This is a genomic window from Desulfuromonas sp. (assembly GCF_002868845.1).
Classification (GTDB): Bacteria; Desulfobacterota; Desulfuromonadia; order Desulfuromonadales; family BM501; genus BM501.
On record NZ_PKUB01000014.1, the window covers coordinates 61,079 to 87,557 of the forward strand.

Below are 26,479 nucleotides of genomic sequence, written 5' to 3' on the forward strand. Positions count from 1 at the left end.
GTCTCTCAAACTCTCTCTAGCCCACTATTTCGTCGTCTTACTCTTTCCGCTTTTCTTCTTCCGCAAAGCCCATCCCTCGATGATCTTCTGCTCGGCGCGGGAGAGGGCCAGGGAGTCGGGAGGGACGTCTTTGGTGATGGTCGAGCCGGCCCCGATGAGACTGCCCCGACCGATGCGCACCGGGGCGACGAACTGGGTGTCGCTGCCGACGAAGACGCCGTCCTCGATGACCGTCTTGTGTTTGGCGACGCCATCGTAGTTGCAGGTAATGGTGCCGCAGCCGATGTTGACGTCGGCGCCGACCTCGGCGTCGCCGATATAGGTGAGGTGACTGGCCTTGGAACCCTCCCCGATCACCGCCTTTTTGGTCTCGACGAAGTTGCCGATCTTGTTGCCCCCGGTCAGCACCGTCCCGGGCCGCAGGTGGGCCATGGGGCCGATGTCGGTGCCCGCGCCGATCTGCGATTCGCTGAGGACCGAGCCGGCCTTGATGTGGACCTCGTCGCCGAGGACGCAGTCGGTCACCACCGCTCCGGGGTCGATCTCGCAGAAGCGGCCGATGCGGGTGGCGCCCCGCAGGTGGGCTCCGGGGTGGACGATGGTGTCCCGGCCGATCTCCACCCCCGCCTCGATGTAGGTCGCCTCGGGGTCGACGATGGTGACGCCGCCCCGCATCAGCTCCTCGTTGATGCGCCGGCGCATGAGGCGGTCGGCCCGGGCCAGCTGCACCCGGTCGTTGATCCCCATGATCTCCACGGCATCGGCCGCCGCCAGGGCGCGGACCGCTTCTCCCGCCGAGCGCGTCACCTCGAGCACATCGGTAAGGTAGTACTCGCCCTGGGCGTTGTCGCTGCCGACCCGGCGCAGGGCGTCGAAGACCCGCGGCGCCTCGAAGGCGTAGATCCCGGTGTTGATCTCGTGAATAGTCTTCTCTTTCGGGGTGGCGTCCTTCTCCTCGACGATACGCAGCACCTGGTCGCCGTCCCGTACGATGCGCCCGTAGCCGTGAGGTTCGGGAACCTCGGCGGTGAGAACGGTTACCGCCGCCCCCTGACTCCGGTGGTAGGCCAGGAGGCGCTCCAGGGTCTGGCGGCGCAGCAGGGGCACGTCCCCGCACAGCAACAGCAGGGTTCCGGCGAAACCGTCGAGGGCCTGCTCGGCGCAGAGCAGGGCGTGGCCGGTACCGAGCTGCTCGGCCTGCAGGGCGAACCGCACATCTTCGCCGGCCAAGGCCGACTGCACCTCTTCGGCGCCGTGGCCGACCACCAGAACCGCCGGGTCGCAACACAGCGACCGGGCCAACTCCACGGGGTAGCGGACCATCGGCCGCCCCGCCACCGGATGGAGCACCTTGGAACGCCCGGAACGCATCCGCGTTCCCTTCCCCGCGGCCAGGACGACCGCTGCCAAATTCTGCTCGTTCATCAATCCCCTCCGCAACAATAGCTTTTGAAGTGACAAAGTATACGAAAGCCCGACGGGCAGTCAAGGCATGGTTGGGTTAAGTCCCCCGAATCAGGGCTTTTCGCTTTGCAGGGAACGCCAACTTCAGTATAGTTGGGGCATGCCGGACCAAACGAGAAACGAACGCGACCGCATCGCCCGGGACCTGGCCGAAATCGAGCACAGTATGAAGACTCTGGTTATCCTGTACGACCAGTACTTCAACGGGGTGGAAAAGCGCGAGCCGATGAAAGACCGCGAGACCCTGGCGAAACGACTGCGCCGCTTCGCCAACCGCCGCATCATGCAGACCGACCTGCGCTTCAAGTACCAGAACCTGGCAACCCGATACCACAGTTACGCCGGCTACTGGGACCGCATCCTGCGCCAGATGGACGAGGGGCGCTTCGTCCGCCCCGGCTCCCGAAGGGGCGGGGCTCGGCAAGGGGCGCCGCCTCCCGAGTCGGAATTCGACGGCCTTTACCGGGACTATCTCGAGGCCCACCGCAGCTGCCAGGTTGCCGGGCCGACGCCGAGCCGCGAACAGATCGCGGCGTTCCTGGAGCAGCAGAAGGGAAAGATCCGCGAGCAGTTCGGAGAACGGGACGTGGCCTTCCGGATCGTCACCGAGGCGGGCCGTCCGAAAATCAAAGTCAGGGTCAAGAAATAAGCGCGGGAACGAGGCACTTGCAGAGGGAAGGGATGACCCAAAGCGAAGGAAAAACGGCCCTCGTTCTGGCGGGCGGAGGGATCATGGGGGCGGCCTACGAAATCGGCTGTTTGACCGCCCTCGAGCGCCTCTTCGCGCCGGGCTTCTCCACCGGTCGGTTCGACATGTTCGTCGGGGTCAGCGCCGGGGCGGTCATCGCCGCCCTGCTCGCCAACCGCATCCCCCCCTCCCAGTTGTTCGAGGCCATTGCGCGGGAAGAGCGCAGCGTCTTCAATTTCCGCCGCTCCGATATCTACCGCATCGATCTCTGGGAGGTCCTCGGCTGCTGCGGCCGACTGGCAATCAACCTGCCGCGCATTCTCTGGCACTTCCACAGCAACCGCCTGCGGCTCTCCGGCTCCGACCTGTTCCACGTCCTCCAGGAGCAGTTCCCCGCCGGGCTCTTCTCCCTCGGCCCGATGCAGAACTATCTCTGCCACTCCTTCCGCACGGAGGGGATTCGAGACGCCTTCCACCTCATCGACCCGGAGCTCTACATCCCCGCCTACGACCTGGACCGGGGAGAACGGGTGGTCTTCGGCAGCGAGGGTTTCCGGGACGTCCACATCTGCCAGGCGATCACCGCCTCCAGCGCCATCCCCTTCTTCTTCCGCCCCCACAAGGTCGGGGAGCACTACTACCTGGACGGCTCGACGGGCCGGGTCACCCACCTGGACGTGGCCCTGGAGCAGGGGGCCAAGCTCATCGTCGTCTTCAACCCCCGGGTGCCGATGGCCAACGACATGGAGCGGGCCTGCCTGCCCTCCCTCTCCCTCGGGAAATGCTCCAGCATCGCCGACCTCGGCATCACCTTCGCCTGGGAGCAGGCCCGCCGCATCGAAAACAAGGAAAAGCTGGACCTGGCCCTGGCGGGCTACCGCCGGGAGCACCCCGAGGTGGACATCCTCCTCATCGAGCCGCCCCAGGAAGAGTCGCTCCTCTTTTTCCAGAGCCCCATGAGCCACACCGCCCGTCACCACGTCATGAATCACGGCTATCACCTCACCCTGGGGCATCTGCGCGACCTCTACGGGGAATTTCGGCAGGTCTTTGCCCGGCACGGCATCCCGACCACCGACGCCCACCTGGACGCCGCCCCCCCCGCCGAGGTGGCCACCTGAACCGCAGGGAAACCGACTTATGATTATCGTCCTGCCCACCCTCCACGTGCGTACCTCGGCCCAGGCCGTTTCCCTGGCGGCGGCGAGCCTGGCGGCGGCCCTTCCGAAGAAGCTGCGCACGCAGGCCCGGCTCATCGACCTGTTCCCGGAACGGGACGAGTCGGAGATGCTGGAGGCGGTCCGCGCCGCCGGGCCGGGTCTGGTCGCCATCCCCCTTTATTCGTGGAGCCGGATTCCCATGCTGGCCCTGGCGCGTCGCTTCAAGGAACAATGCCCCGAAGTCCCGGTGGTGGCCGGCGGCCCCGAAGCGACGGCCGACCCAGAGGGCGTGATGGCGGAAGGAAGCCTGGACGGGGTCATCTGCGGCGAGGGGGAGGAGACCTTCCGGGAGCTGGCCAAGGCCCTCGCCCGGGGCCAGGAGCCGCCCCCCCTGCCGGGCCTGGTCCTGAAAGGCGACAAGTTGCTGCGGGAGGGCGCCGGGCGCTCCCCGGCCGCCCGCATCGAGGAGCTGCCCTCCCCCTGGCTGACGGGGGTCCTGACCCCCACCCCGGGAGGCGGAGTGCTCTGGGAGATCTCCCGGGGCTGCCCCTTCAGCTGCGATTTCTGCTTCGACGCCCGCGGCGGGCACGGGGTCCGCCATCTTCCCCGGCAGCGCCTGGAGGCGGAACTCGACCTCTTCGTCCGAAGCGGGGTCTCACAGGTGTGGGTTCTCGACTCGACCTTCAACTTCCCCCCCGAGCGGGGCAAGGCCCTGTTGCGCCTGATCGCCGCAAAGGCCCCCGGGATCCATTTTCACCTGGAGGCCAAGGCCGACTTCCTGGACCGGGAAACGGCCGCCCTGCTCGCGGAGATCCCCTGCTCGGTGCAACTCGGCCTGCAATCCGCCCGCCCGGAGGTGCTGCGCAACCTCAACCGCTCCTTCGACCCCCGGCTGTTCGAGGAGAAGGCCCGAATGCTCTCGGCGGCCGGGGTCATTTTTGGCCTGGACCTCATCTACGGCCTGCCCGGGGACAGTCATCAGGGGTTCCGGCAGAGCCTTCTCACCGCACTCCAGCTCCAGCCCAACCACGTCGATATCTTTCCCCTCGCCGTCCTGCCCGGCACCGCCCTGCACCGCGACCGCAGCCGCTACGGACTGCGGGCCCAAGACCGCCCCCCCTACGAGATACTGGAGACCATCACCTACGGCGCTCCGGATCTTTCCCGGAGCCGCCTACTCGCCGCGGCGACCGACCTGTTCTACAACCTGGGCCGGGCGGTGGCCTTCTTTCCCGCCCTGCTGGGTGCGACGGGCAGAGACGCGGTCACCTTCCTGGAAGAATTCGCCGCCTGGGCCCTCGATCGGGGGGGAGTGGAAAGAGAGCGCTTTCTCGTTGCGGAGAGCTGGCAGCCGGACCAGATCCTGGAACTGCAAAAGGCCTGGTTGGAGCACCTGCTGCGGCAGGTCGGCCGGCAGGAACTGCTCCCCGCCGCCCGGGACCTGGTCCACTATCACTTTCACTACGCCGAAACCCTGCTCGGAGAGGAGACCCTGCCGGCGGCCGGAAACGTCCCGTCGGAACCCGCCCCCTGGAACACCCCATGGCAAAGGGCGCCGGGCATCCGCCTGGTTTCCTTTACCTACGAGATCCTCGACCTTTTGGAGATGGGAGAGATCGACCCGGTGCAATGCTCCGGGCTGTTCCGCCCGGTCGGTTCGACCGGACTGTTCTTTCGAAGGGGCGAGGAGGTGTTCTGCGAGTCCCTTCAGGAGGATTTTCTCAAACTGCTCGCCGGGTGCGACGGCGGACGCTGTCCACGGGAGATCTTCGCCGGAAGCGTCCCGGAGCGGGAGGGAAGGGAAATCGTCGATTTCGCGGTCAGTGAAGGGCTGCTGGTCCCCCCGCAGGAAAACGGAAGGACAAAGGACGGACGGGCTCCGGACGAGACTCAGCGCAGGAGCAGGTCCATGACCCCGCGGTAGGTCTCCGCCTTGCGCTCGGAGGCCTCGTAGAGGGTGGCGGTGAACAGGGCGGTGGCCGCATGCCCGGCGAGCATGGAGAAGAGCTGAAAGTCCACCTCTTCGAAGCGCTCCTTCTGGACAAAGAGGCGGTAGATCGCCAGTACGCCCAGGGTTTCACCCTTGATCTTGAGGGGGATCGCGGCAAGGGGATTGCGAGGATCGTCGGAGCCCTCGGGAACCGCACCTTGGGCGAAGAAGCTTTCTCCCCCGCTCAGAACCTTGCCGAAGACCCCCTCTCCCGGGGCCAGGGAGGGGAACTCTTCGTCCTCGAACCCCTCGGTGGCCTGGCAGCGGAGCTCTCCCGAATTTTTATTCAACTCGAGCAGGGCGAACTTTTCGGCCCCCACCAGGTTGATCACCACCTCCTTGACGATATACACCACCCTGCCCCGGTCCAGGACCGAGTGCAGCTTGGAGGCGGCGATGTAGAGGTTGGTCAGGGTGTTGTTGACCTGTTCGGCGCGCACGATCTGATCGGCGAACTCCCGGTTCTCCTCCTCCATCTCCCCGATGCGCTGGAGCAAGCGGATATTCTGCTCCCTCAGATCCTCGCCCTCGGCGGGTTGAACTGCGGACGCATCCCCCTCATGGGCCTTTTCGGCCAGCTCCTGCAGGGCCCTGAGCCCTTCTGGCTCGGGGTGGATGAAGTAGATCCCGAGTCCCGGTTCGGCCCCCTTCTGGACCCGTTTGACCTTGCCCAGCAGCGGCAGTTGCCGGCCGCCCGGCAGTCCGAGCTGAAGTTCGACGGCCGTTCCGGGTTTGAGGGTGGTGCGGCTTTTGACGTAGATGCCGTTTTTGGAGATATCCTGGGCATAGCCGCCAAGGCTGCGGTTGTTGCCCCGGATCTGGACCTGCAGGCTGACCGGGGTCCGGGAGGCTGTTCGCCCCCTGACGGCGCCGAGAAGGCGGTCGACCTTTTCGAGCAGGTCCTTCTTGTTGACCGGCTTGGTGAGATAGTCGTCGCAGCCGGCGTCCAGGCACTTGAGGATCTCCTCCTGCTTGCCCGCCGCGGTGACCATGATGACCGGGAGCCGCCGCCAGCGCTCGCCTGCCCGGAGACGGCGACAGACCTCGTCACCGTCGATTTCGGGCAGATAGAGATCGAGAAGGGCCAGGTCCGGCTCGACCCGGTCGAGCTTGGACAGGGCCTCCTCCCCCGACTTGGCGGTCACCACGGTGTGGCCGCTGTCCTCCAGAAAAGACTTCTCCACTTCGAGAAAGAGTTCAACGTCATCGACCAGCAGAATGGTTGCCATAACCGCCTCTTAAAACCCCCGAGAATATGGTGGACGTTACCGCAGCAGGGTCCAAAAGTAAAGCCCCCAGGCCGATGGTCCGGGGGCAAAGGAAAAGACCCCGTGCGGGGTCTTTTCGGGATCGTCTCATCATGAATGCTGCCAGCGCTCAGGCGACCCTCTGAAGCCTCTTGTGGTAGCGGGGACGCTCGGCGATGAACCTGAAAATCTCCTCCACCTCGGGCACCCGCCCTGCGATGCGTACGCTGTCATCGATGAGCAGGGCCGGCGAAACGTAGACCCGGTTGTCGATCATCTTGCGCCTGTCGCGGTAAAGGTGAACCTCAGCTTCGACTCCAGCACGGGAAAGGGCAAGACGTACGTTCTTCAGGGTTTGCTCGCAACGTTTCCCACTCTCCGGCTTGCAAAGGATATCGATCCTCATAACGGCCTCCATCGGGGAAGATATCTTACCGCCAAATTATAACCTTTACGGTCATATTATAGCCAGCCAGAAGAAAAAAGCAACTTTTTTCTCTCTCCTTGCGTTCTCTTCCTCCGGGGCCGAGGCGAGCCAAGGCTGGCAGGGGATTAACGAAACGGTGGGGAGTCGCCGTAGACGGACTTCAGGGCCCTTTTGACCCGGGCCATGAGGCGGACCGGGTTGATCGGCTTGGCGACGAAGTCGAAATAGCCCTTCTCCAGCAATTTGGCTTCCTCCTCCGCCGCGGAGCGGGAAGAGAGTGCGATGACCGTGATGGAGCAGGTACGGCTGTTGGCCTTCAGGGCCCGAAACATGTCGTAGCCGTCCATGCGCGGCATGATCGTGTCGGAAATGATCAGGTGGGGAAGGTGCTCGTAGGCGGCCTTGAGCCATTCGGCGCCGTTGGCGGCCTCGATGGCGTGGAACCCCTCCTTTTCCAGAGCCGCGATGGCGGCCGCGCGAACCAGTTCGTGGTCGTCCACAACGAGAACCATCCACCAGGCGGGCTTGAGGCCGCTGCCGACCTGAAGGTAGTGCCGGTTGACGGCCTCCTGGATTTCACCGGCGGTGGTCACGCAGGGGATGACACGCATCCCGGTCCGAAAGGAGAGATCGTCCAGGGTCTCCATATCGAGGGGGTCGGCCATGGCCAGGTAAAGGGTTTTGCCCTGCTGCCGAAGGGGGAAAATCAGCTTTTTGATGGCCGTTTCGCTGTCGAGCAGTCCGAGCAGTTCAGGGGAGAAGGAGTGCTTGGCGATGTCCCGGACGATCTGAAAATTGAACTGGCGCGCCAGCACCGCGGCGATGTCCCGTTCCGAGACCGTCCCCATCTCCTCCAGAATCTGTCCCAGGAGCCCCCCGAAATTTTCCTGCCGTTTCAGAGCCCGGGTCAACGCCTCTGCACTAATCGTCCCGGTTTCGACCAGAATCTGGCCGATCCGCTTGCGTCTGGTCATACGCGCCTCGATCCTTCCGTTTCCCGCACCCCCCCTCATGAGGGACCATGCCTTAATATAAACACACCCGGCTCGGACTGAACAGAAAAAACATCCTTTCCCGGCCCCGGTGTCCCGTACGTTAATTCTTGATGCAAACTCCGTTCCTTTTCATGCCGCGGCCCACGTTCCGCCTTCTCGGCCCGGTCCAATCACGAGGCGGCAAGCCTCGGGACCATCCAGTACACCTCGACATGGGTGACACGGCCCACCATGGGGGACACTAGCCCCCGGGGGGGTTGGCGATGGCGACCTCCAGCTCGCCGCCCTCCGCCGTCACCAGGATGGTCGCACCCTCCCCGACCTCGCCGCCGATCAGGGCGCGCCCGATGCGGGTCTCCAGAGTGTGCTGGAGGTAGCGCCGCAGGGGGCGGGCTCCGTAGACGGGGTCGAAGGCGGTGCGGGCGATGTGGTCCCGCGCCTCGTCGGTGATCTCCAAAGACATCCTGCGCCCCGCCAGGCGCCGGCGAAGCTCCCCGGTGAGCAGGTCGACAATCTGCTTGATCTCCTCCAGGGTCAGGGGCTTGAAGAGGACCGTGTCGTCCACACGGTTCAGAAATTCGGGGCGGAACTGATGGCGCAGCTCGGCCAGCACCGCTTCGCGGGCCGCCTCCTCGATCTGGCCGTCGGCGGTGACCCCTTCGAGAAGGTGCTGCGAGCCGATGTTGGAAGTCATTATAATGACAGTGTTCTTGAAGTCGACGGTGCGGCCCTGGGCGTCGGTCACCCGGCCGTCGTCGAGGATCTGCAGCAGGATGTTGAACACCTCGGGGTGGGCCTTCTCAATCTCGTCGAAAAGGATCACCGCATAGGGCTTGCGGCGCACCGCCTCGGTGAGCTGCCCCCCTTCCTCGTAGCCGACATACCCCGGAGGCGCCCCGACGAGGCGGCTCACGGCGTGCTTCTCCATGTACTCGGACATGTCGATGCGCACCATGTTGTCCTCGCTGTCGAACAGCGCCTCGGCGAGGGTCCGCGCCAGTTCGGTCTTGCCGACGCCGGTCGGCCCGAGGAAGACGAAAGAGCCGATGGGACGGCGCGGGTCCTTGATTCCGCTTCGGGCCCGGATGACCGCGTCGGCCACCAGGCCGACCGCCTCGTCCTGGCCGATCACCCTGCGGTGCAGAACCTGGTCGAGCTGAAGGAGCTTCTCACGCTCCCCCTCCACCAGCCGGGTCACCGGGATGCCGGTCCAGCGGGAGACGATATCGGCGATCTCCTCCTCGGTGACCTCCTCGCGCAGCAGGCGCGGCTCCGCCTCCTCGGCCTCGCTTTTCTCCTCGAGGCCGTGCAGGTCGCTCTCGAGTTGAGGCAGGCGGCCGTGCTTGAGCTCGGCGGCCCGGTTCAGGTCGTAGGCCCGCTCGGCCTGCTCCACCTCCTGGCGCACCCTTTCGATCTCTTCACGCAGGGACTGGACCTTTCTGATCCCCCCCTTCTCCTGCTCCCACTGGAGCCGCAAGGCGTCGGCCCGCCCTTTCAATTCAGCCAGTTCCCGGCGCAGGGTCTCCAGGCGCTCCCCGCTGGCCCGGTCCTTCTCCTTTTTCAGGGCCGCCTCCTCGATCTCCAGCTGCATGATGCGCCGGGTCACCTCGTCGAGCTCGGCGGGCATCGAATCGATCTCGGTGCGAATGGTGGCGCAGGCCTCGTCCACAAGGTCGATGGCCTTGTCGGGCAGGAAGCGGTCCGAGATGTAACGATGGCTCAGGGTCGCCGCAGCCACCAGGGCGTTGTCCTGGATACGAACCCCGTGAAAGACCTCGAAGCGCTCCTTCAGACCGCGCAGGATGCTGACCGTGTCCTCCACCGTCGGCTGATCGACGAGCACCGGCTGGAAACGGCGCTCCAGGGCGGCGTCCTTCTCGATGTAGCGGCGGTACTCGTCGAGGGTGGTGGCCCCCAGGCAGTGCAGTTCGCCCCGGGCCAGCATCGGCTTGAGCATGTTGCCGGCGTCCATGGATCCTTCGGCCTTGCCCGCACCGACGATGGTGTGGAGCTCGTCGATGAAGAGCAGGATCCGCCCCTCGCTCTGCCTGATCTCGGTCAGCACCGCCTTGAGCCGCTCCTCGAACTCGCCCCGGTACTTGGCCCCGGCCACCAGCGACCCCATGTCGAGGGCGAAGAGGGTCTTTTCCTTGAGTCCCTCCGGAACGTCCCCCCGCACGATGCGGTGGGCCAGCCCCTCGACGATGGCCGTCTTGCCGACTCCCGGCTCGCCGATGAGAACGGGGTTGTTCTTGGTCTTGCGCGACAGGATGCGGATCACCCGGCGGATCTCGGCGTCCCGCCCGATGACCGGGTCGAGTTTGCCCTTGCGCACCTCTTCGACCAGGTCCCGCCCGTACTTCTCCAGGGCCTCATAGGTCCCCTCGGGATCCTGGGAGGTCACCCTCTGGTGGCCGCGCACCCGGGTCAGGGCCTGCAGCAGCCGGTCTCGGGTGACAGAAAACTGCTTGAAAAGCCGACCGGCGGGATGCCCCTCCCCTTCGCCGAGCATGGCCAACAGCAGGTGTTCGACGCTGACGTACTCGTCCTTCAGGTGGCGGGCCTCCTCCTCGGCCCTGACCAGCAGGCGGTTCAGGCGCTGGGTGACGTAGATCTGCCCCGCCCCCGCGCCGGGGCACGAGACGCTCGGCTTTTTCTCCAGTTCCTTTTTCAGGGCGGCGGAAAAATTCTGCGGAGCAACCTCCATCCCCTCCAGCAGGCGGGGGACCAGGCCCCCCTCCTGCTCCAGAAGGGCCGCGAGCAGGTGCTCCACGTCGACCTCGACGTGGCCGAGTTTGACCGCACGGCTCTGGGCGGCCTGCAGGGCCTCCTGGGTTTTCTGGGTCATGCGGTTGAGGTCCATGGGAGAGTCCTTTCCTGGGAACTAAGGCTATATTTCAAGTATAATTCTTTTCGCCGCGGAGGCAGGTTGACGCCCGGGAAAACCGCAACCTGTTCTGCGGGCCGGGGCCTTTCCCGGGCCCCGGCCCTGATCCCCCTAGTGGACGCTGACCTCGATTCTCCGCGGCCTGGCGGCAGCCGCCTTCGGCAGAGTCACGGTCAGGACCCCCTGGCTCAGCTCGGCGGCCACCTGCTCCAGGTCGAGATGGTCGGGCAGCCGGAAGCGGCGCCGGAAGCCGGCCTCCCGACCGCTCATGCGCCCCTCGATCGTGAGGAGTTCCCCGTCGATGCCGAGTTCCAGCCTTTCCCGGGACACGCCCGGCAGGTCGGCAACGACGGTCAGGGCCTCGCCTGTCTCGTAGATGTCGACGCTTGGTGTGGTCCAGGTCTCCTCGCTCTTCTTTTCGGCCAGTTCGGCCCCCGTCTTTACTGCCAGCTCCCTGTTTCCCATGGTCTGTCTCCTTATCCGTATCATCATCGTCGTCACTCTTCAGCCCGATTGCGATGCGCCGCCAATCAAGCGGCCTTGATCGCGATCCGTTTCGGCTTCGCTTCGGCCGCCTTGGGCAGGGTCACGTTCAGCACCCCGTCCCGAAACTCCGCCCTCACCCCTTCGGCGTCGATCGGCGCCGGGATGTCGACGGTCCGGGCAAAACGTCCAGCACTGCGCTCCCGGCGATGCCAGGTGGCCCCGTCGGGAGCGGCTGCAGTGCGCTCGCCGGCGATCGTCAGGGCCCCGTCCTGGAAGGTCATCTCCAGGGCCTCGGGGGTGACCCCGGGCAATCGGGCGTCAAGGGTATAACCCTCGGCGTTCTCCCGGAGGCAAAAGCTGTGGTATCGGCCACCGTTGCCGGAAGCGAAAGGCGGTTCGAGAAAACGACCGAAACCGCGGAAGAGGCCATCCATCTCGCGGGATAGGTGATCCATTTCTCTGAGAAGAGTCAGTCCTGTCATGGTTGTTGTCCTCCTTGCTCGGGGTTGATGGGGGAAGCCCTGGCGGCTTCCGGGTGTGCCCATCGGTACTTCAACACCCGTGCCATCGGCCCGAGAAAAGACAACCTACCGAATTTACGTTGTATTCAAGAAACAGAGAACGCCGGAGCGACTCCTTGCGACGTCGCAGTGCAGCGCCGCAGGAGGCGCTTGCGGCGTCGCAGGAACGTTCGGGCCAAAGGGTTCGCGGCGGGCCGCCTCCGGCTTCAACCCTCCAGGTCTTCGCGCCGAAGGCCGAGCTTTTGGAGGTAGCGGTAGAGGGTGGCCCTGTGGACCCCCAGCAGGCGGGCGGCCCCGGAGAGGTTGCCCCCGGCCTGGGCGTAGGCCCGGCGGATCTGCCCGGGCTCAAGTTCGACGGGACGGGTGGAACGCCGGGCCGCAGACGGCCCCGCGGGCAGGAGTTCGGCATCCAGGACCCCGGCATGGGAGGACTCCAGCAGGGGCCGCTCCGAGGCGAGGGGATAAGGGGGGGCGAGGGGCGGCGGGCCGGAGGCGGCCTCCAGGTCCCAGCCGCCGGGGGAGAAGCCCTGGCGCTCCCGGACCCACTCCCGGAAAGCGCGGGCGGGGATCACCTCGGCCTGGGTCTCGACATAGACCCGCTCCAGGACGTTGCGCAGCTCACGCACATTGCCCGGCCAGAGGTAGGACTGGAGAAGGGACTGGGCCTCCGGGGTCAGCCGCTCGATGCGCCGCCCGTATCGGCGGTTGAACATCCGCAGGAAATGGTTCACCAGGGCGGGGATGTCCTCGGATCTCTCCCGCAGGGGCGGCAGGTGAATGCGCAGCACCGAGAGGCGATGATAAAGGTCGGCGCGGAAGCGCCCCTGCCCAACCGCCTGTTCGAGAGGGATGTTGGTGGCGCTGATCACCCGCACGTCGACCAAGCGCTCCTGCTCGGACCCCACCCGCTCGACCCGCCCGGTCTCCAGCACCCGCAGCAGCTTGCTCTGGGTGCGCCGGGGCATGTCCCCGACCTCGTCCAGGAAGAGGGAGCCGCGATGGGCCCGCTCGAAGCGGCCGCGGTGTGTCCGCAGGGCACCGGTAAAGGCCCCCTTTTCGTGCCCGAACAGCTCGGATTCGAGCAGCTCATCGGAGATGGCCGCGCAGTTGACCGCGACATAGGCCCCGCCGCCCCGGGGGCTGGTGTCATGAAGAGCCCGGGCGACCAGTTCCTTGCCGGTCCCGGTCTCCCCGGTGATCACCACCGCCGCATCGCTCGAGGCGTACAGGGAGATCTTGCGAAACACCTCGCGGATTCCCGGACCGCTGCCGACCAGGCCGTGAAACTCGCTCACGGCCCCGGTCTCCCCGGGAGAGAGACTCCGGAAGCTGAAAGCCACCGTCTGGGCCCGAAAGTCGCCGGTCAGGCCGCCGGGGCTCACATCTGCCGCAAGGGATTCCTCAGCCCCGCCGCCCAACCGGACTCGGACGCCGACGAGGGAGTGCCCTTCTTCAGCGGCCTCCCGCGCCAAACTCGTCAAATCTGGAACAGCCGTGGGGAAGAGCTGGCCGAGGGGCCGGCCCGCCCCGGTATCGGAGCTGAGCGCCGCAATCTTGGCCAAACGGGGGGTGACGCGCACCACCAGCCAGTCCCCACCGGGGGCCTGAGCGACCACCAGGTCAGGGGAAGGGACGGGCAGACGCCCGCTCTGGAAATTCTGTTCTGAGGACATGTAACAACCCGGAATGGTTGGCAGCTGACGTTGCCGCTACAATGTAAACCCTCCCCGCACCGAGTGCAAGGCTCCCCTTTGCCGAAAGGTACGAAAAAACCGCCCCGAAGAGGGGCGGTCGCGGGTCGGCAGAAGGGCTGGATGGGCCGGGTCAGAATCGGTAGCGATTCCCCTCGGCGGTGGTCAGCCCCGATCGCAGCAGCCCGGCAAAGTCCTCCCCGGCCACCGGGCGGCTGAAATAGTATCCCTGGACCTCGTCGCACTCCAGGGCCCGCAGGAACTCAAGCTGTTCCTGGGTCTCCACCCCCTCGGCCAGCACCTTGAGCCGCAGGCTGCGGGCCAGGGCGACGATCGCTTCGGCGATAGCCGAGGCGTCGTCCGGCTTGCGGGTGATGTCCTGCACGAAACTCTGGTCGATTTTGAGCCGGTCGATGGGAAAGTGCCGGAGATAGTTCAGGGAGGAGTAGCCGGTGCCGAAATCATCGATGGCCAGCTTCACCCCCATCGCCTTGAACTCGCCGAGGATATTCTTGTTGGCCTCGGCGCCCTCCATGAGGATACTCTCGGTGAGTTCCAGTTCCAGGCAGCTCGGATCGAGACCGCTGCGGTGCAGAACCTCCTCCACCATGGCGGGCAGGTTGCGCTGGCGCATCTGGCAGCCGGAGAGGTTGACCGCCACCCTCAGGCCCGGAAACCCCGCTTCGTGCCAGGCCTGTGTCCGGGCGCAGGCGGTCTCCAGAACCCAACGGCCGATGGGAAGGATAAGCCCGGTCTCCTCCGCCAGAGGAATGAACTGGGCCGGGGAAATCAGGCCCAGGTCGGGATGGTTCCAGCGCAGCAGGGCCTCCATGCCGAACAGCCTCCCCGAGGCGAGCTCCACCTGGGGCTGGTAATGCAGGAAGAATTCCCCCCGTTCCAGGGCCCGTCGCAGGTCGTTGCCCAGCAGCAGGCGCTCCAGGGCCTTGGCATTCATGTCCGAGGTATAAGCCCGGTAGGTGTTGCGCCCCTCCTCCTTGGCCCGGTACATGGCGTTGTCGGCATTTTTCAAAAGGGCATCGGCATCGCATCCGCCTCGGGGATAGATGGCGATGCCGAGACTGGCCGTCGTGAACACCTCCCGCCCATCCAGGTCCACCGGCTGCGCCAGTGCCTGAAGGACTTTTTGGGCGAGCAGGGATGTGTCCTTCTGACTGATGAGGCTGGTCTGGATGATGACGAACTCATCCCCCCCGACCCGGGCCACCGTATCGCTCTTGCGCACGCAGTGCAGCAGCCGCTCTGCGACGACCTTGAGCAACCCGTCACCGACGATGTGCCCAAGGGTGTCGTTGATCTCCTTGAAGCGATCGAGGTCGAGGAACATCACCGCCACTTGATGACCGCTACGCTCGGCCTGCAACAGGGTCTGGCAGAGGCGGTCGTGGAGGAGGGAGCGGTTGGGCAGGTCGGTCAGGGCATCGAAGTAGGCGAGCTTCTGGATCTTGGCCTCGGCCCGCTTGCGCTCAGTGATGTTGTGGAGGATGCAGTGACTCTGCTGGAACCTGCCCCTGGCGTCGTAGGCCACCTTCCCCGTCACCGAGACGACGACTTCGGAGCCGTCCTTATGCACCATGATGAACTCGGCCCCGTCCGCAGCCCCTTCGGCCTTAAAGCGGGGAAGCCACTCCTTGAGCAGCATTCTCGATTCGGGAGACATGAAGTCTCCCACCCAGCGGCCGAGGAGCTCGCCCCGAGCGTAACCGAGCATGTCGAGGTAGGCCTGGTTGACCTCGAGCAACCGCCCCTCGCCGTCCAGCGACTGATAGCTGGAGGGCGCGTTCTCGTAAAGACCGCGGAAGCGCTCCTCGCTTTCGCGCAGGGCCTGTTCCGCCGCCTTGCGGGCGGTCACGTCGCGGAAGATTCCCCGGGTGGCCTTCGGCCGGCCATCTTCGAAGCTGCAGTTGACGCTCCCCTCGACAATGATGGCCCGGCCATCCTTTGTCACGAAGGTGGCCTCCAGCCTTCCTCCCGTGTTGTCTCCCGAGACCAGCCGGCCAAAAGTCTCCATGCAACGATCGATGCAGCCGGGATGGATGACGTCCTGCAGTTTCAGGCCGGCCAGCTCTTCCGGCCCGTAACCCATGGCCTGCCGCAAGGCCCGGTTGACATAGATGAGGGAGCCGTCCGGAGCGATACTCTGGATCAAGTCGTTGGCGTTCTCGAACAGGTCGCGGAACCTCGTCTCGCTCTCCCGTAGAGCTTCCTCGGCGCGAATCCGGTCGGTGATATCGGCGTACACCAGTACCACCTGGGTGATTTCGTCCCGATTGTTCTTGATGGGCGTGCCCACGACGTGGAAGTGGCGGCCCCTGGCGACGAAATCGACCTGCTCCACCATCCACCGGGTGGCCAGCACCCGGTCGAAGATGCACTCCTCGGGGGGCAGTTCGGGCTCGCACACGATCTGGCGGAAGTTGCCGCCCAGCACCTCGGCCTCGGTCTTGTCCGGGAAAAAGAGCTGCTGGCTCTTTTTGTTGAAGGCTTCCAAGCGCATCCGGTCATCGACCACCAGGATGCCGGCACCGGCCGAGTCGAAAATGGCCTGGATCTCGTCCCGCGCCAGGGCCAGCTCCTCGTTAACCTCTATCTGGTTTTCCAGGACCTGGGCGAAGGACTCGCTGAGGATTCCGATGGGATCGAGGGCAAAGAGAGTCTCGTCGTCCAGTTCCTCGGGGCGCAGGGGCAGGGTCCCCATGACCTCGAGGAGCTGGTTGATCTTCTCACGAACATAGGCGACGGCGGCCGCCTCCCGCTGGCGCAGCGCCTCGTTCTCCCCCGCAAGGCGTGCGATCTAGGCGCGCAGGGCGCTTTTCGTCGATGTTCGGTCCGACTCTTCGAAAGGCATTGTTAAGGACATGGGTCAACCCGGGCGAACGGTCTTGGCCGGGGCCTCCTCCTTTGCGACTAGTGCTGTTTGCCGATAACGATGCAGTAGTGCCCCTTCTCCTTAGTCACCGCCACATGGTAGCCCATGTTACGCACCGCGTCGGGGATGGTCGTTGTGGAATCCCGGTTGTCGGTCTGGAAGGACAGCGTGAGCCCTCCGGCCCTGAGCGGCCCCTTATAGCGGTTGACCTCGCGCAGGGCGGTCAGCAGGGTGGAGGGGCAGATCTGTCCCCTCAGATCGTAGTAGAGAAATTCAGCTTCTTGATCGGACATGGGCAAAGCCCCCTTCCTTCGATGGCATTCTATTCCTATTGCACCGCCTCCCGGCCAACCGAACAGCCTCCTACCGGGAGGATTTCAGAACCAGTCCGGTGAGAATCCGGCTTCCCAACCAGGCGCCCGGAACCATTCCGGCCACAAACAGCATGCTCTGCATGCCCAGAATCGGCACCCCGCCCAGCAGGTGCCAAACATTGCAGGCCGGGGCCATGCGCGCGGCCAGGCCCATGATGAGGCCACCGGCCAGAGCGGACAGGGCCTGCCGCCACGGCACCCGCAGATAAATCCGGAACTCCCCGAGCCGAAGGGCCGAAAAGGCTGCGCCAAGAACGATCCCCCCGATGAGGGGAAACTGGATAAGGGCGATGGCATCGAACCGCGGCCCCGCCCCGCCCTGCAGCACCACCCCTCCGAGGGGGGCCGTGTAGTCGAGGGGAACCCCCTGGAAGTAGGCGAGACCGGCCACGTGCTCCGGCATCACCAACTGCTCCAGAAAGGCTCCCGCCTTGGCATAGGCGGTGGTAATGCCCATGGGCATGCCGACCGCGAGGTACGAAACAAGCCCGACCAGAGCCAGCGCCAGGGCCGCCTTCCAGGGCTGCAGATACCCCTCGACGGAGGTCTGGCGGGACCACTTGCCCTGCCGATACCAGCGCCAGAAAGGGTAGCCGGCGGCCAGCACCACCGCCCCGACGAGGAGCCCCGGTTCGATCCCCAACAGTTGCGGCAGGGTGACAATCCCCGGGAAAAAAGTGGTGTTCCTCACCAGCTCCCCCCACCAAGGGTGCACCTCCGCGTACAGAGCGCTGCCGGCGACCAACCCCGCCAGGGCCAGAACGCTCAGCAGACTCCCCGACCCCAGGCGATAGAGGGTGCCCACCACGCAACCCCCAGCCAGAACCATCCCGGCCCCGAGCAGGGCGCCGCCGAAAAGGTTGGCGAGGGAGGGGGAACCTAGCAGGGGGAAGGGATACAGGGTGATATAGCCCAGCTGCCTGGCCATTTCGAACAGCACCATGCTGGCCACGACCAGCAGCAGCAGAGAACGCAACCGGAGCGTCTCTCCGAACAGGAAGAAGTCACGAAACATGCCGGCAATACAGTAGTCTGAGCGGTGCATGACGAGCCCGGCCACACCCCCCAGAAAGAAACAGACCACCACAATGAGCAGGTAAACCACACCTTTTTCCGCCATCCCGAACATCCTGACTTTTGACTTTATCCCTCAACGCCTAATGAAACAGCACAATGCATGCCAAATCGAGACCGCCCTCCCGAGGTCCCGGCGACTTGCCCTTGAAGCTTTCGCCCGCCTCGGCGAAACTGCCCGGGACTCCATTTCTCCCCCGGCAGAACGAGGAATCGAAGGCTCTCGTCCGAAAGAATGAGACATTCTTAAGCTTTTGGCATGCACACCGCCCCGTCCTGCGCTATAATGCAAACTCATTGTTCATGCCGGGACGTGTGGACCCACGCGATCCCCTCCACTTGAAGAGGCAACCCTTCACAACCTGGAGCCGCGCCAATGGAAGCTGCACCAAACCACCTGGACAGGAATTTGACCCTTGGCGAACAACTGCTGGCCGAACGGGTGATCAGCGAAAGTCACCTGCACAAGGCACTGGCCCGCCAGAAAGTGCATGGGGGGAGGCTCGGCCACAACCTGGTAGCCCTAGGCTATGTGACGCCCGAGAAACTCAACACATTCCTGCGGCGTCACCCGGTTTCCCCAAAAAACGTGGAGCAGACCGGCCTGGACATCTCCAACATTGCGGATCTGGTCCTGAAGCACATCCTTTACATGGGAGATTTCAGGCTCTCGGACGTGGTGGAGAGCACCAAACTGCCGGGCACCGTGGTCGATGCCGCCATCGAAAAGCTCCGTCGCGAGAAGCTGGTGGAGGTCAAGGGAGCCGCCCAGTACGTGAAGGCCGCCTTCGCCTTCTCCATCAATGAATACGGGAAGAATCGCGCCGCAGAGCTGCTCGACATCTGCCATTACACCGGGCCGGCCCCGGTCTCCCTCGAAAGTTACAAAACCTTCGTCGAGATGCAGTCGGTGCGCAACATCGTCGTTACCGAAGACCAGGTGAAGAGGGCCTTCGCTCACATGACCCTCGACGAACAGCTCCTTCGGCGCATCGGCCCGGCCATCTCCTCGGGCAGGCCCATGTTCATCTACGGTCCTTCGGGAAACGGCAAGACCACCATCGCCGAAACCATCGGCAGGGTTCTCCCCGACACCATCTTCATTCCCTACGCCCTCACCGTTGGAGGGCAGATCATCACCCTTTTCGACCCCGTCAACCACGAACTGGCAGACACCGGGTCCGCCCCGCCGGACCTGGACCGGCGCTGGGTCCAGATAAAGAGGCCGGTGATCATCACCGGGGGCGAACTCACCCTGAAGATGCTGGACCTGGAGTTCAACTCCATCGCCAAGTTCTACGAGGCCCCCCTGCAGATGAAGGCCAACAACGGCCTTTTCATCATCGACGACTTCGGGCGGCAGCAGATGGCCACCCAGAGCCTCCTCAACCGCTGGATCGTCAACCTCGACCGGAACATCGACTACCTCTCCCTGCATACCGGAATGAAGTTCGATATCCCCTTCAACCAGCTGGTCATCTTTTCCACGAATCTCGAACCGAAGCAGTTGGTGGACGAAGCGTTCCTGAGGCGCATCCGCTACAAGATCAAGATCGACCACCCCAGCGAATTGGAGTACGGGCGGATCTTCCGCTCTGTCTGCGAAACCAACGGCATCCGCTTCGCCCCCCACATCCTCGAATACCTCCTCCGGCACCACTATCGGCGCATGGCGGTCATGTTGAGCGCATGCCACCCGCGCGACATCATCGACCACATCGTCGATGACGCCCGTTACCACAACCGGGATCCGGAACTGACCGAGGAGTCCATCGACATGGCGTGGCAGAACTACTTCGTCGAAATGTGACAGGAGAACTGGACCGGAAAAATCAGAAAGCCCGCCACCTCGAGGAGGTCGGCGGGCTTCTTTCTTTTTGAAAACGGGACAATCGGCTCAGAGGGGGCCTCTGCCCCCGTTCCGCAGGCGCTCAAGGAGCAGAATGATCCCGGCGGTCCCGAGTGCCAGCAGGAGAAGCACGATGGCCGTCCAGGCGCTGTTCAGCAGATCGGGCCGGACCAAAAGGATCAGGCCGAGACAGAGCATCATCAGGCCGGAGACGAGTTTCAGCCCCCGCCCCTCCTTCTCGCTCAGCTTCCGGGAACCGAGGGTGGCGGTAAAGGCGAGAACGATCACCAGCAGAGGCAAAACGTAGACCAGGTTATACAGGGCGAGATACGCGTAGTAGTGCCCGCGGGGCATCTCGTGCAGGGACAGTACGCGGGTGTAGACCATGGGAAATCCGGCCGTGCAGAGCAATTCGTAGCTGTTGGCTGAGACTGCCAGAACCACCGTGCCGAAGAGGACCGAGGGGATGCGACTGGCCTGAACGAGCCCGCGCATGCGGGCGAAGAGCCTGGGCTTGGCCCCCTCGGGAATGGACAGAGAGAGCCACCGATGGGGTGAAAAATAGTCTTTGACGTTGATGGCGGCGATGACCAGGGCGACCCCCCCTGCAACCGCGGTTATCGCCCGGACCGTGCCGGCGAGGAAAAACAGGTTGAGCCAGGCCGCCATGAAAAGAAAATAGATCAGCCCCGAGAACAGCACGAAGGTCCCCCCGACCAGCAGCATCAGGCGGCGGGACCGGGCGTGGATGAGGAGGCTGAGCAGAAACAGCAGCACGAAGAAAGCGCAGGGGTTGAACCCGTCGAGCAGGCCGAGGACGAAGGTGAAGGCCGGCAGGGAGAGGGTTGACGGGTCGACGAGTCCCAGCCCCGGGACCGCAATCGGGGGTGATTCGCCAGCCACGGCAGGCTCCTCCGGTTGCCCCGCTCCGGGCGCCGCAGGCCGCTCCAGGGGATCGGTGCAACCGGAGGACAGGCACCTTTGCAGCACTTCCTCGATCTCGGAGGCCACCGGATCGGAGAATCCGAACCAGAGCCTGCCATCAATGGCCGTTGCCGGGGTGGAGACCGCCTCCTGGCCGAAGGACTCCGCCAGGCTCACCAGCAGATCGAAATTGGCCCTGTTGTTCCAGATCTCGTAGTCCAGAACCTCCAACCGGGGATATCGCTCCTGAAGCCCCTCAAGAAAGGGTCTTTGCTCCGCGCAGTGGGGGCAACTCTCTGCCCAGAAGAAATGCAGCGTCACCTTTGCGGGGGCGACTGTCTGGGCCTCAGAAAAGGCGGGGGCCGCAGAGATGGCCAGGGTCAGAAAAAGCAGGGCGCCGACCACGCGTAGCGCGCCATCGCCCTTTTTCCGGCTCGGCTGAAGGCCTTTCCTGAAACGGCATGTCGGGATCTTTTCCATGGCCGTCTCCCCGAAACCCACTTAACAGGGGAAGTTTACCAGATAAGCCTTCGCCTTCCTCCGTTCGGCGACAGTACCGGTCCCCGAACGGGAAGATCTGGAAAGGTTCTCGGCCAAGACCGGGGCGAAATTAACCCCGTAAAAGCGCCCACCTCCCCGTCGGAGGCGGGCGCTTCGAAAACGGGCGGCCCATTCTGAAAACCAATCGAGCGAACCTGTCGATGCCGGCGGCGATGCGTGAGTTCATAACAAAAAACTCCCACCTCTTTTCAGAAGTGGGAGTTTCGATTTGGCTCCACCTGCTGGGCTCGAACCAGCGACAAGCGGATTAACAGTCCGCTGCTCTACCAACTGAGCTAAGGTGGAATGGAACTGATTTGCATCCTGCCGGCGATCTCGTCGGCAGGGAAAATTCAACAGGCGCAGAATATAAGAAATTGACGAATTGTTGTCAAGGTTTTTTGCTTCCCCCGAAGGGATTTCCTAAGACGACCCCTTCTTGAGTTCTACGAGGATCAGCTTAGCCACGGCTTTGAGGGTTTCGAACACCCCCTCGCCGCTCATTGCGCAGGCCTCGAATTCGGGAACCTCGTCGGGATTGAGCAGACTGCGCAACTCCTCCAGCGAGGATACGTTGGGCAGATCGCGCTTGTTGTATTGCATGACGAAGGGAAGTTTCTCGAGTTGGTAGCCCTGCTCCTCGAGGTTGTCCTTGAGATTCTCCATGCTCTCGATATTGGCGTCGAGCCGCTCTTCCTGCGAGTCGGCGACGAAAACAACTCCGTCGACGCCCTTGAGGATCAGCTTGCGGGAGGCATCGTAGAAGACCTGGCCGGGGACCGTGTAGAGGTGGAAACGCGTCTTGAACCCGCGGATCTCGCCGAGGGCCAGGGGAAGAAAGTCGAAGAAAAGGGTCCGCTCCGTCTCGGTCGCCAGGGAGATCATCTTCCCTTTGGCCTCCGGTGCGGTCTTGTTGTAGACGGTCTGCAGGTTGGTCGTCTTGCCACAGAGGCCGGGGCCGTAGTAGACGATCTTGCAGTTGATCTCGCGCGAGGCGTAGTTAATGAAGGACATGCTCGCTCAACCCTTACCTGAACAGATTGTCGATATCGTCGTCGGTGATCTCGGCGAAGGGGCTCGGCGGGCCACCGGTTTGCCCGACCTGCTCGGACTTTCGGTTCAACTCGTCAAAGATCGTTCCCAACTCGTCGCTGGCCTTCTTGACCCGCAGGCGGACCAAGCCGAGGGAGCTGCGCTCGTCGAAAATCACCACCAGAATCACCCGGCTGGCGACGAGGGAGATGTGGATATTGTCCTTCTCCCCTTCGTGAAAGAGGATGGAGAACTCCTTCTCGCCGATCAGCTTGGCCAGCCCGCCGGTCGCTGCGATATTCCCCGCGGTGAGGGAGGCGAGGCTGGTGGTGTCCAGGTGCTTGCTCTCCCCGGCTGAAGCGATCAACTGGCCGTTCTTGTCCACCAGGAAGATAACCTTGGCGTTGGACTCCCGCAGCAGTTTCGCCAGCACGGCACTGATCTTCTGGAATTCCTCATCGTACATGACGAGGGACGACTGCGAACCGAACATGCCAATGCTCCTAGATAGGTTACCAAGCCAGTGGCCTTTATAGCATCTATCCTGCCATCGATCAAGGCTTTCTTCCGCGGCCAACCCCCCATAACGCCAAAGGAAAAAGCCCCCGGCGAATGGACTGCCGGGGGCTTTTTCCTGCTTTATGAAAGGACGAATCAGTCCTTGGTGCTGAAGCTGGCCTGGATTTCGGCCAGCGCCTTGTACATCTCGAAACGGGCGTTGGTGATCTTGTTGCCCGCCTCCATCAACTGCTCGGCCACCTCGGGCTGGGCCTTCGCCAGCACCCGATAGCGGTTCTCCTTGCCGGCGTACTCGGCGAAGGTCATGCTGGCGTCCCTGCTGTCGAACTGCAGGGGGTTCTTGCCCGCATCGGCCAAGGCCGGGTTGTAGCGGAAGAGAGGCCAGTGACCGGAGGCGACGGCCTCCTTGCAGCGGTCGACCGCAGTGGTCATGTTGATGCCGTGGGCGATGCAGTGGCTGTAGGCCAGGACCAGGGACGGCCCGTCGTAAGCGTCGGCCTCGAGCATCGCCTTGACCACCTGGGCGGGGTTGGACATGGAGACCTTGGCGACGTAGATGTTCCCGTAGGTCATGGCGATCATGCCGAGATCCTTCTTCGGCATGCGTTTGCCGCCGGCGGCGAACTGGGCCACGGCGCCGAGGGGGGTCGCCTTGGAAGCCTGCCCCCCGGTGTTGGAGTAGACCTCCGTGTCCATAACCAGGACGTTGACGTTCTCGCCGGAGGCGAGGACGTGGTCGAGGCCGCCATAGCCGATGTCGTAGGCCCAGCCGTCTCCGCCGTGGATCCAGACCGACTTCTTGACCAGGTAGTCGGCCACGGAGAGGAGGTTCTTGGCGGCGGCGTCGGGGCACTGCTCGAGGGCCGCCTTGAGCTTGGCCACGCGGACCCTCTGGGCCTCGATCCCCTCCTGGGTGGACTGGTCGGCGCCCTTGATCTCATCCATCAGCGCCAGGTTGTCCTTGCACCCCTTGCAGTCGCAGGAGGTGACCTTGTCCAGCAACTCGAGGGCGTACTCGTTGAACTTGTCGATGGTCAGGCGGAATCCGTAGCCGAACTCGGCGTTGTCCTCAAAGAGGGAGTTGCTCCACGCCGGGCCAAGGCCGTCCTTGGTCGTCGTCCAAGGGGTGGTGGGGAGGTTGCCGCCGTAGATCGAAGAACAGCCGGTGGCGTTGGCCACCACCATCCGGTCGCCGAAGAGCTGAGAGCAGAGCTTGACGAAGGGGGTCTCGCCGCAGCCGGCGCAGGCGCCGCTGAACTCGAAGAGGGGCTGCAGCAGCTGGCTTCCCTTGAGGCTAGAGCGGTTGATCAGGGCCGGGTCGGTTTCGGGGAGGGTGAGGAAGAAGTCCCAGTTCTTGGCCTCGGTCTCGCGCAGCGGGGCCTGGAAGGTCATGTTGATCGCCTTGTGGCTCGGATCTTCCTTGCTCTTGGCCGGGCAGTTGTGGACACAGGCGCCGCAACCGGTGCAGTCCTCGGGAGCCACCTGCAGGGAGAACTTCTTGCCCGCCATCTCCTTGCCCTTGGCGTCGACCGCCTTGAAGGCCTCAGGGGCCCCGGAGAGCTGGTCGGCGTCGTAGATCTTCATGCGGATAGTGGCGTGGGGGCAAACGAAAGAGCAGATGCCGCACTGGATGCAGATATCCTCATCCCAGACCGGGATATCGACGGCGATGTTGCGCTTCTCGTACTTGGCGGTGTCGGTGGGGAAGGTCCCGTCGACGGGCATGGCCGAGATCGGCAACTGGTTGCCCTTGCCGTCGATGATCGGCCCGGTGGTCTCGCGCACAAAGTCGGGGACTTCGCCGCTGATCGCCGACTTGATGCGGATGGCACTGTCGGCGCTCGCCGGCACGGCGACCTGCTCGACGTTGTTGGTGCCGGCGCCGACCGCCTCGAAGTTCATGTTGACGACCTTCTCGCCGGCTTTGCCGTAGCTCTTGACGATGGCGTCCTTGATCTCCTTGGTCGCCAGACCGAAGTCGATGATCTCGGAGATCTTGAAGAAGGCGGTCTGCATGATGACGTTGATGCGGGGACCGAGGCCGATCTGGTTGCCGAGCTTGACGCCGTCGATGACGAAGAAATTGAGCTTCTTGTCGATGATCTGCTGCTGGACTTCGAGCGGCAGGTGGGCCCAGATCTCGTCCTTGCCGAAGGGGGCGTTGAGCAGGAATGTGGCCCCGTCCTTGGCGAACTTCAACATGTCGTACTTCTCGAGGAAGGAGAAGTTGTGGCAGGCGATGAAGTCGGCCTTCTGCACCAGGTAGGGGGAGCGGATCTCCTCCTTGCCGAAGCGCAGGTGGCTGGTCGTCATGGAGCCGGCCTTCTTGGAGTCGTAGACGAAGTAGGCCTGGGCGTTGAAGTCGGTGTTCTCGCCGATAATCTTGATGGAGTTCTTGTTGGCGCCGACGGTGCCGTCGGAGCCGAGGCCGTAGAACATGGCGGAGTAGACGTCCTGGGGCACCTGGTAATCGGCGTCGAAGTCGAGGCTCTTGCCGAGGACGTCGTCCTTAATGCCGACCACGAAGTGGTTCATCGGCTTGGCGGCAGAGAGGTTGTCGAAGACCGCCTTGACCATGCCGGGGGAGAACTCGTAGGAACCAAGGCCGTAGCGGCCGCCGACAATCGTCGGGTATCCGCCGAACTCGACCAGGCCGTCGGCCATCGCCTCGCCGATGGCGGTGCGGACGTTATGGTAGAGGGGTTCGCCCATGGAGCCGGGCTCTTTGGTGCGGTCGAGAACGGCGATGCTCTTGACCGTCTTGGGCAGAGCCTTGGCGAAGGCCTCGATGCCGAAGGGGAGGAAGAGGCGGGTCTTGATGAGGCCGACCTTCTCACCCTTGGACACGAGGTGCTCGACGAGTTCGTGGGCGGTGTCGCAGCCGGAACCCTGCATGACGATGACCCGCTCGGCGTCGGGGGCGCCGACGTAGTCGAAGAGGTTGTACTGGCGGCCGGTGAGCTTCGCAAACTTGTCCATCTGCGCCTGGACCAACTCGGCGAGTTTCTCGTAGAAGGGGTTGACCGTCTCGCGCCCCTGGAAGTAGACGTCGGGGTTCTGGGCGCTGCCGCGCAACACCGGGTGGTCGGGGGAGAGGGCGCGGGCCCGGTGGGCGCGGACGAGGTCGTCGTCGATCATGGCGCGCATGTCGTCCATGGAGAGCTCGTGAACCTTCTGCACTTCGCTGGAGGTCCGGAAACCGTCGAAGTAGTGGAGGAAGGGGATCCGGCTCTCGAGGGTCGACGCCTGGGCGATGAGGGCGAAGTCCATGACCTCCTGGACGTTGCTGGAACAGAGGAAGGCCCAGCCGGTGGAGCGGCAGGACATGACGTCGGAGTGGTCGCCGAAGATGGAGAGGGCCTGGGCGGCGATGGCCCGGGCCGAAACATGGAAGACCGTCGGGGTCAGCTCACCGGCGATCTTGAACATGTTGGGGATCATCAGCAGCAGGCCCTGGGAGGCGGTGAAGGTGGTGGTCAGGGCCCCGGTCTGCAGCGCCCCGTGAACGGCCCCGGCGGCGCCGCCCTCGGACTGCATCTCGACGACCTTGGGGACCGTCCCCCAGATGTTCTTCTCGCCGACGGCGCTCTTGGCATCGGAGACCTCCCCCATTACCGAAGAGGGGGTGATCGGGTAAATGGCGATAACCTCGTTGGTCGCGTGAGCCACATGCGCCGCGGCGGTGTTGCCGTCAATGTTGACCATCTTCCTGGACATGAAAAAC

19 protein-coding genes and 1 tRNA gene are annotated in these 26,479 nt (G+C 64.1%); 4 read left to right on the plus strand and 16 right to left on the minus strand.

Annotated features, from left to right (window positions below; translation table 11 throughout):
• Positions 1–24: 24 nt before the first annotated feature.
• Positions 25–1,425 carry a bifunctional UDP-N-acetylglucosamine diphosphorylase/glucosamine-1-phosphate N-acetyltransferase GlmU gene (gene glmU / locus C0617_RS03720; RefSeq protein ID WP_291315675.1) on the minus strand — a complete coding sequence of 467 codons (1,401 nt, stop codon included), beginning with the start codon at positions 1,423–1,425 and terminating at the stop codon, positions 25–27.
• Positions 1,426–1,564: 139 nt separating this feature from the next.
• Here glmU and C0617_RS03725 point away from each other — a divergent pair, with 139 nt between their 5' ends.
• Genes C0617_RS03725 through C0617_RS03735 form a run of 3 tightly spaced genes read left to right on the plus strand, consistent with a single transcriptional unit; the run spans position 1,565 to position 5,236 of the window.
• Positions 1,565–2,113 carry an MXAN_5187 C-terminal domain-containing protein gene (locus tag C0617_RS03725; RefSeq protein ID WP_291315676.1) on the plus strand — a complete coding sequence of 183 codons (549 nt, stop codon included), beginning with the start codon at positions 1,565–1,567 and terminating at the stop codon, positions 2,111–2,113.
• Between the two features lie 32 nt (positions 2,114–2,145).
• Positions 2,146–3,273: a patatin-like phospholipase family protein gene (locus C0617_RS03730; protein ID WP_291315677.1), complete on the plus strand. Its 1,128-nt coding sequence runs from the start codon at positions 2,146–2,148 to the stop codon at positions 3,271–3,273.
• A gap of 19 nt (positions 3,274–3,292) precedes the next feature.
• Positions 3,293–5,236, plus strand: a complete 1,944-nt coding sequence (locus C0617_RS03735; protein ID WP_291315678.1) for a radical SAM protein — start codon at positions 3,293–3,295, stop codon at positions 5,234–5,236.
• On the opposite strand, the gene C0617_RS03740 is transcribed toward C0617_RS03735, so the two are convergent.
• The 10 genes from C0617_RS03740 to C0617_RS03785 all read right to left on the minus strand — a co-directional run bounded on the left by C0617_RS03740 (position 5,203) and on the right by C0617_RS03785 (position 17,937).
• Positions 5,203–6,531 (minus strand): response regulator, encoded by a 1,329-nt coding sequence (locus tag C0617_RS03740; RefSeq protein ID WP_291315679.1) that lies wholly within the window; start codon positions 6,529–6,531, stop codon positions 5,203–5,205. The two genes, C0617_RS03735 and C0617_RS03740, sit on opposite strands and share 34 nt — an antisense overlap.
• Positions 6,532–6,679: 148 nt before the next feature.
• A complete protein-coding gene (locus C0617_RS03745; protein ID WP_291315680.1) occupies positions 6,680–6,955 on the minus strand; it encodes a thioredoxin family protein in 276 nt (91 codons plus the stop codon).
• Positions 6,956–7,101: 146 nt separating this feature from the next.
• Positions 7,102–7,950: a response regulator gene (locus tag C0617_RS03750; RefSeq protein ID WP_291315681.1), complete on the minus strand. Its 849-nt coding sequence runs from the start codon at positions 7,948–7,950 to the stop codon at positions 7,102–7,104.
• 262 nt (positions 7,951–8,212) lie between these two features.
• Complete coding sequence (clpB, locus tag C0617_RS03755) at positions 8,213–10,834, minus strand: ATP-dependent chaperone ClpB (protein ID WP_291315682.1); 2,622 nt, start codon at positions 10,832–10,834, stop codon at positions 8,213–8,215.
• Positions 10,835–10,969: 135 nt separating this feature from the next.
• Positions 10,970–11,323, minus strand: a complete 354-nt coding sequence (locus C0617_RS03760; RefSeq protein WP_291315683.1) for an Hsp20/alpha crystallin family protein — start codon at positions 11,321–11,323, stop codon at positions 10,970–10,972.
• Between the two features lie 65 nt (positions 11,324–11,388).
• The gene (locus tag C0617_RS03765; RefSeq protein ID WP_291315684.1) at positions 11,389–11,826 is read right to left on the minus strand and encodes an Hsp20/alpha crystallin family protein; all 438 of its coding nucleotides are present in this window, start codon (positions 11,824–11,826) and stop codon (positions 11,389–11,391) included.
• A 245-nt stretch (positions 11,827–12,071) separates the two neighbouring features.
• Positions 12,072–13,538, minus strand: a complete 1,467-nt coding sequence (locus tag C0617_RS03770; protein ID WP_291315685.1) for a sigma-54 dependent transcriptional regulator — start codon at positions 13,536–13,538, stop codon at positions 12,072–12,074.
• 151 nt (positions 13,539–13,689) lie between these two features.
• A complete protein-coding gene (locus C0617_RS03775; protein ID WP_291315686.1) occupies positions 13,690–16,272 on the minus strand; it encodes a bifunctional diguanylate cyclase/phosphodiesterase in 2,583 nt (860 codons plus the stop codon).
• A gap of 209 nt (positions 16,273–16,481) precedes the next feature.
• Positions 16,482–16,736, minus strand: a complete 255-nt coding sequence (locus C0617_RS03780) for a sulfurtransferase TusA family protein (protein WP_291315687.1) — start codon at positions 16,734–16,736, stop codon at positions 16,482–16,484.
• Between the two features lie 70 nt (positions 16,737–16,806).
• Entirely contained in the window at positions 16,807–17,937 is a 1,131-nt protein-coding gene (locus tag C0617_RS03785) for a YeeE/YedE family protein (RefSeq protein WP_291315688.1), read from the minus strand.
• A gap of 330 nt (positions 17,938–18,267) precedes the next feature.
• On the opposite strand from C0617_RS03785, the gene C0617_RS03790 reads away from it, so the two are divergent.
• A complete protein-coding gene (locus tag C0617_RS03790) occupies positions 18,268–19,701 on the plus strand; it encodes an ATPase (protein ID WP_291315689.1) in 1,434 nt (477 codons plus the stop codon).
• 87 nt (positions 19,702–19,788) lie between these two features.
• On the opposite strand, the gene C0617_RS03795 is transcribed toward C0617_RS03790, so the two are convergent.
• From C0617_RS03795 to nifJ, 5 genes are all read right to left on the minus strand, one after another.
• The gene (locus tag C0617_RS03795; RefSeq protein ID WP_291315690.1) at positions 19,789–21,144 is read right to left on the minus strand and encodes a hypothetical protein; all 1,356 of its coding nucleotides are present in this window, start codon (positions 21,142–21,144) and stop codon (positions 19,789–19,791) included.
• Between the two features lie 290 nt (positions 21,145–21,434).
• A tRNA-Asn gene (locus tag C0617_RS03800) sits at positions 21,435–21,510 on the minus strand.
• 117 nt (positions 21,511–21,627) lie between these two features.
• The gene (locus C0617_RS03805; RefSeq protein WP_291315691.1) at positions 21,628–22,218 is read right to left on the minus strand and encodes an ADP-ribosylation factor-like protein; all 591 of its coding nucleotides are present in this window, start codon (positions 22,216–22,218) and stop codon (positions 21,628–21,630) included.
• 13 nt (positions 22,219–22,231) lie between these two features.
• On the minus strand, positions 22,232–22,729 hold the full coding sequence (locus tag C0617_RS03810; protein WP_291315692.1) for a roadblock/LC7 domain-containing protein: 498 nt from the start codon (positions 22,727–22,729) through the stop codon (positions 22,232–22,234).
• 161 nt (positions 22,730–22,890) lie between these two features.
• Complete coding sequence (gene nifJ, locus C0617_RS03815) at positions 22,891–26,472, minus strand: pyruvate:ferredoxin (flavodoxin) oxidoreductase (protein ID WP_291315693.1); 3,582 nt, start codon at positions 26,470–26,472, stop codon at positions 22,891–22,893.
• Between the last annotated feature and the right edge of the window lie 7 nt (positions 26,473–26,479).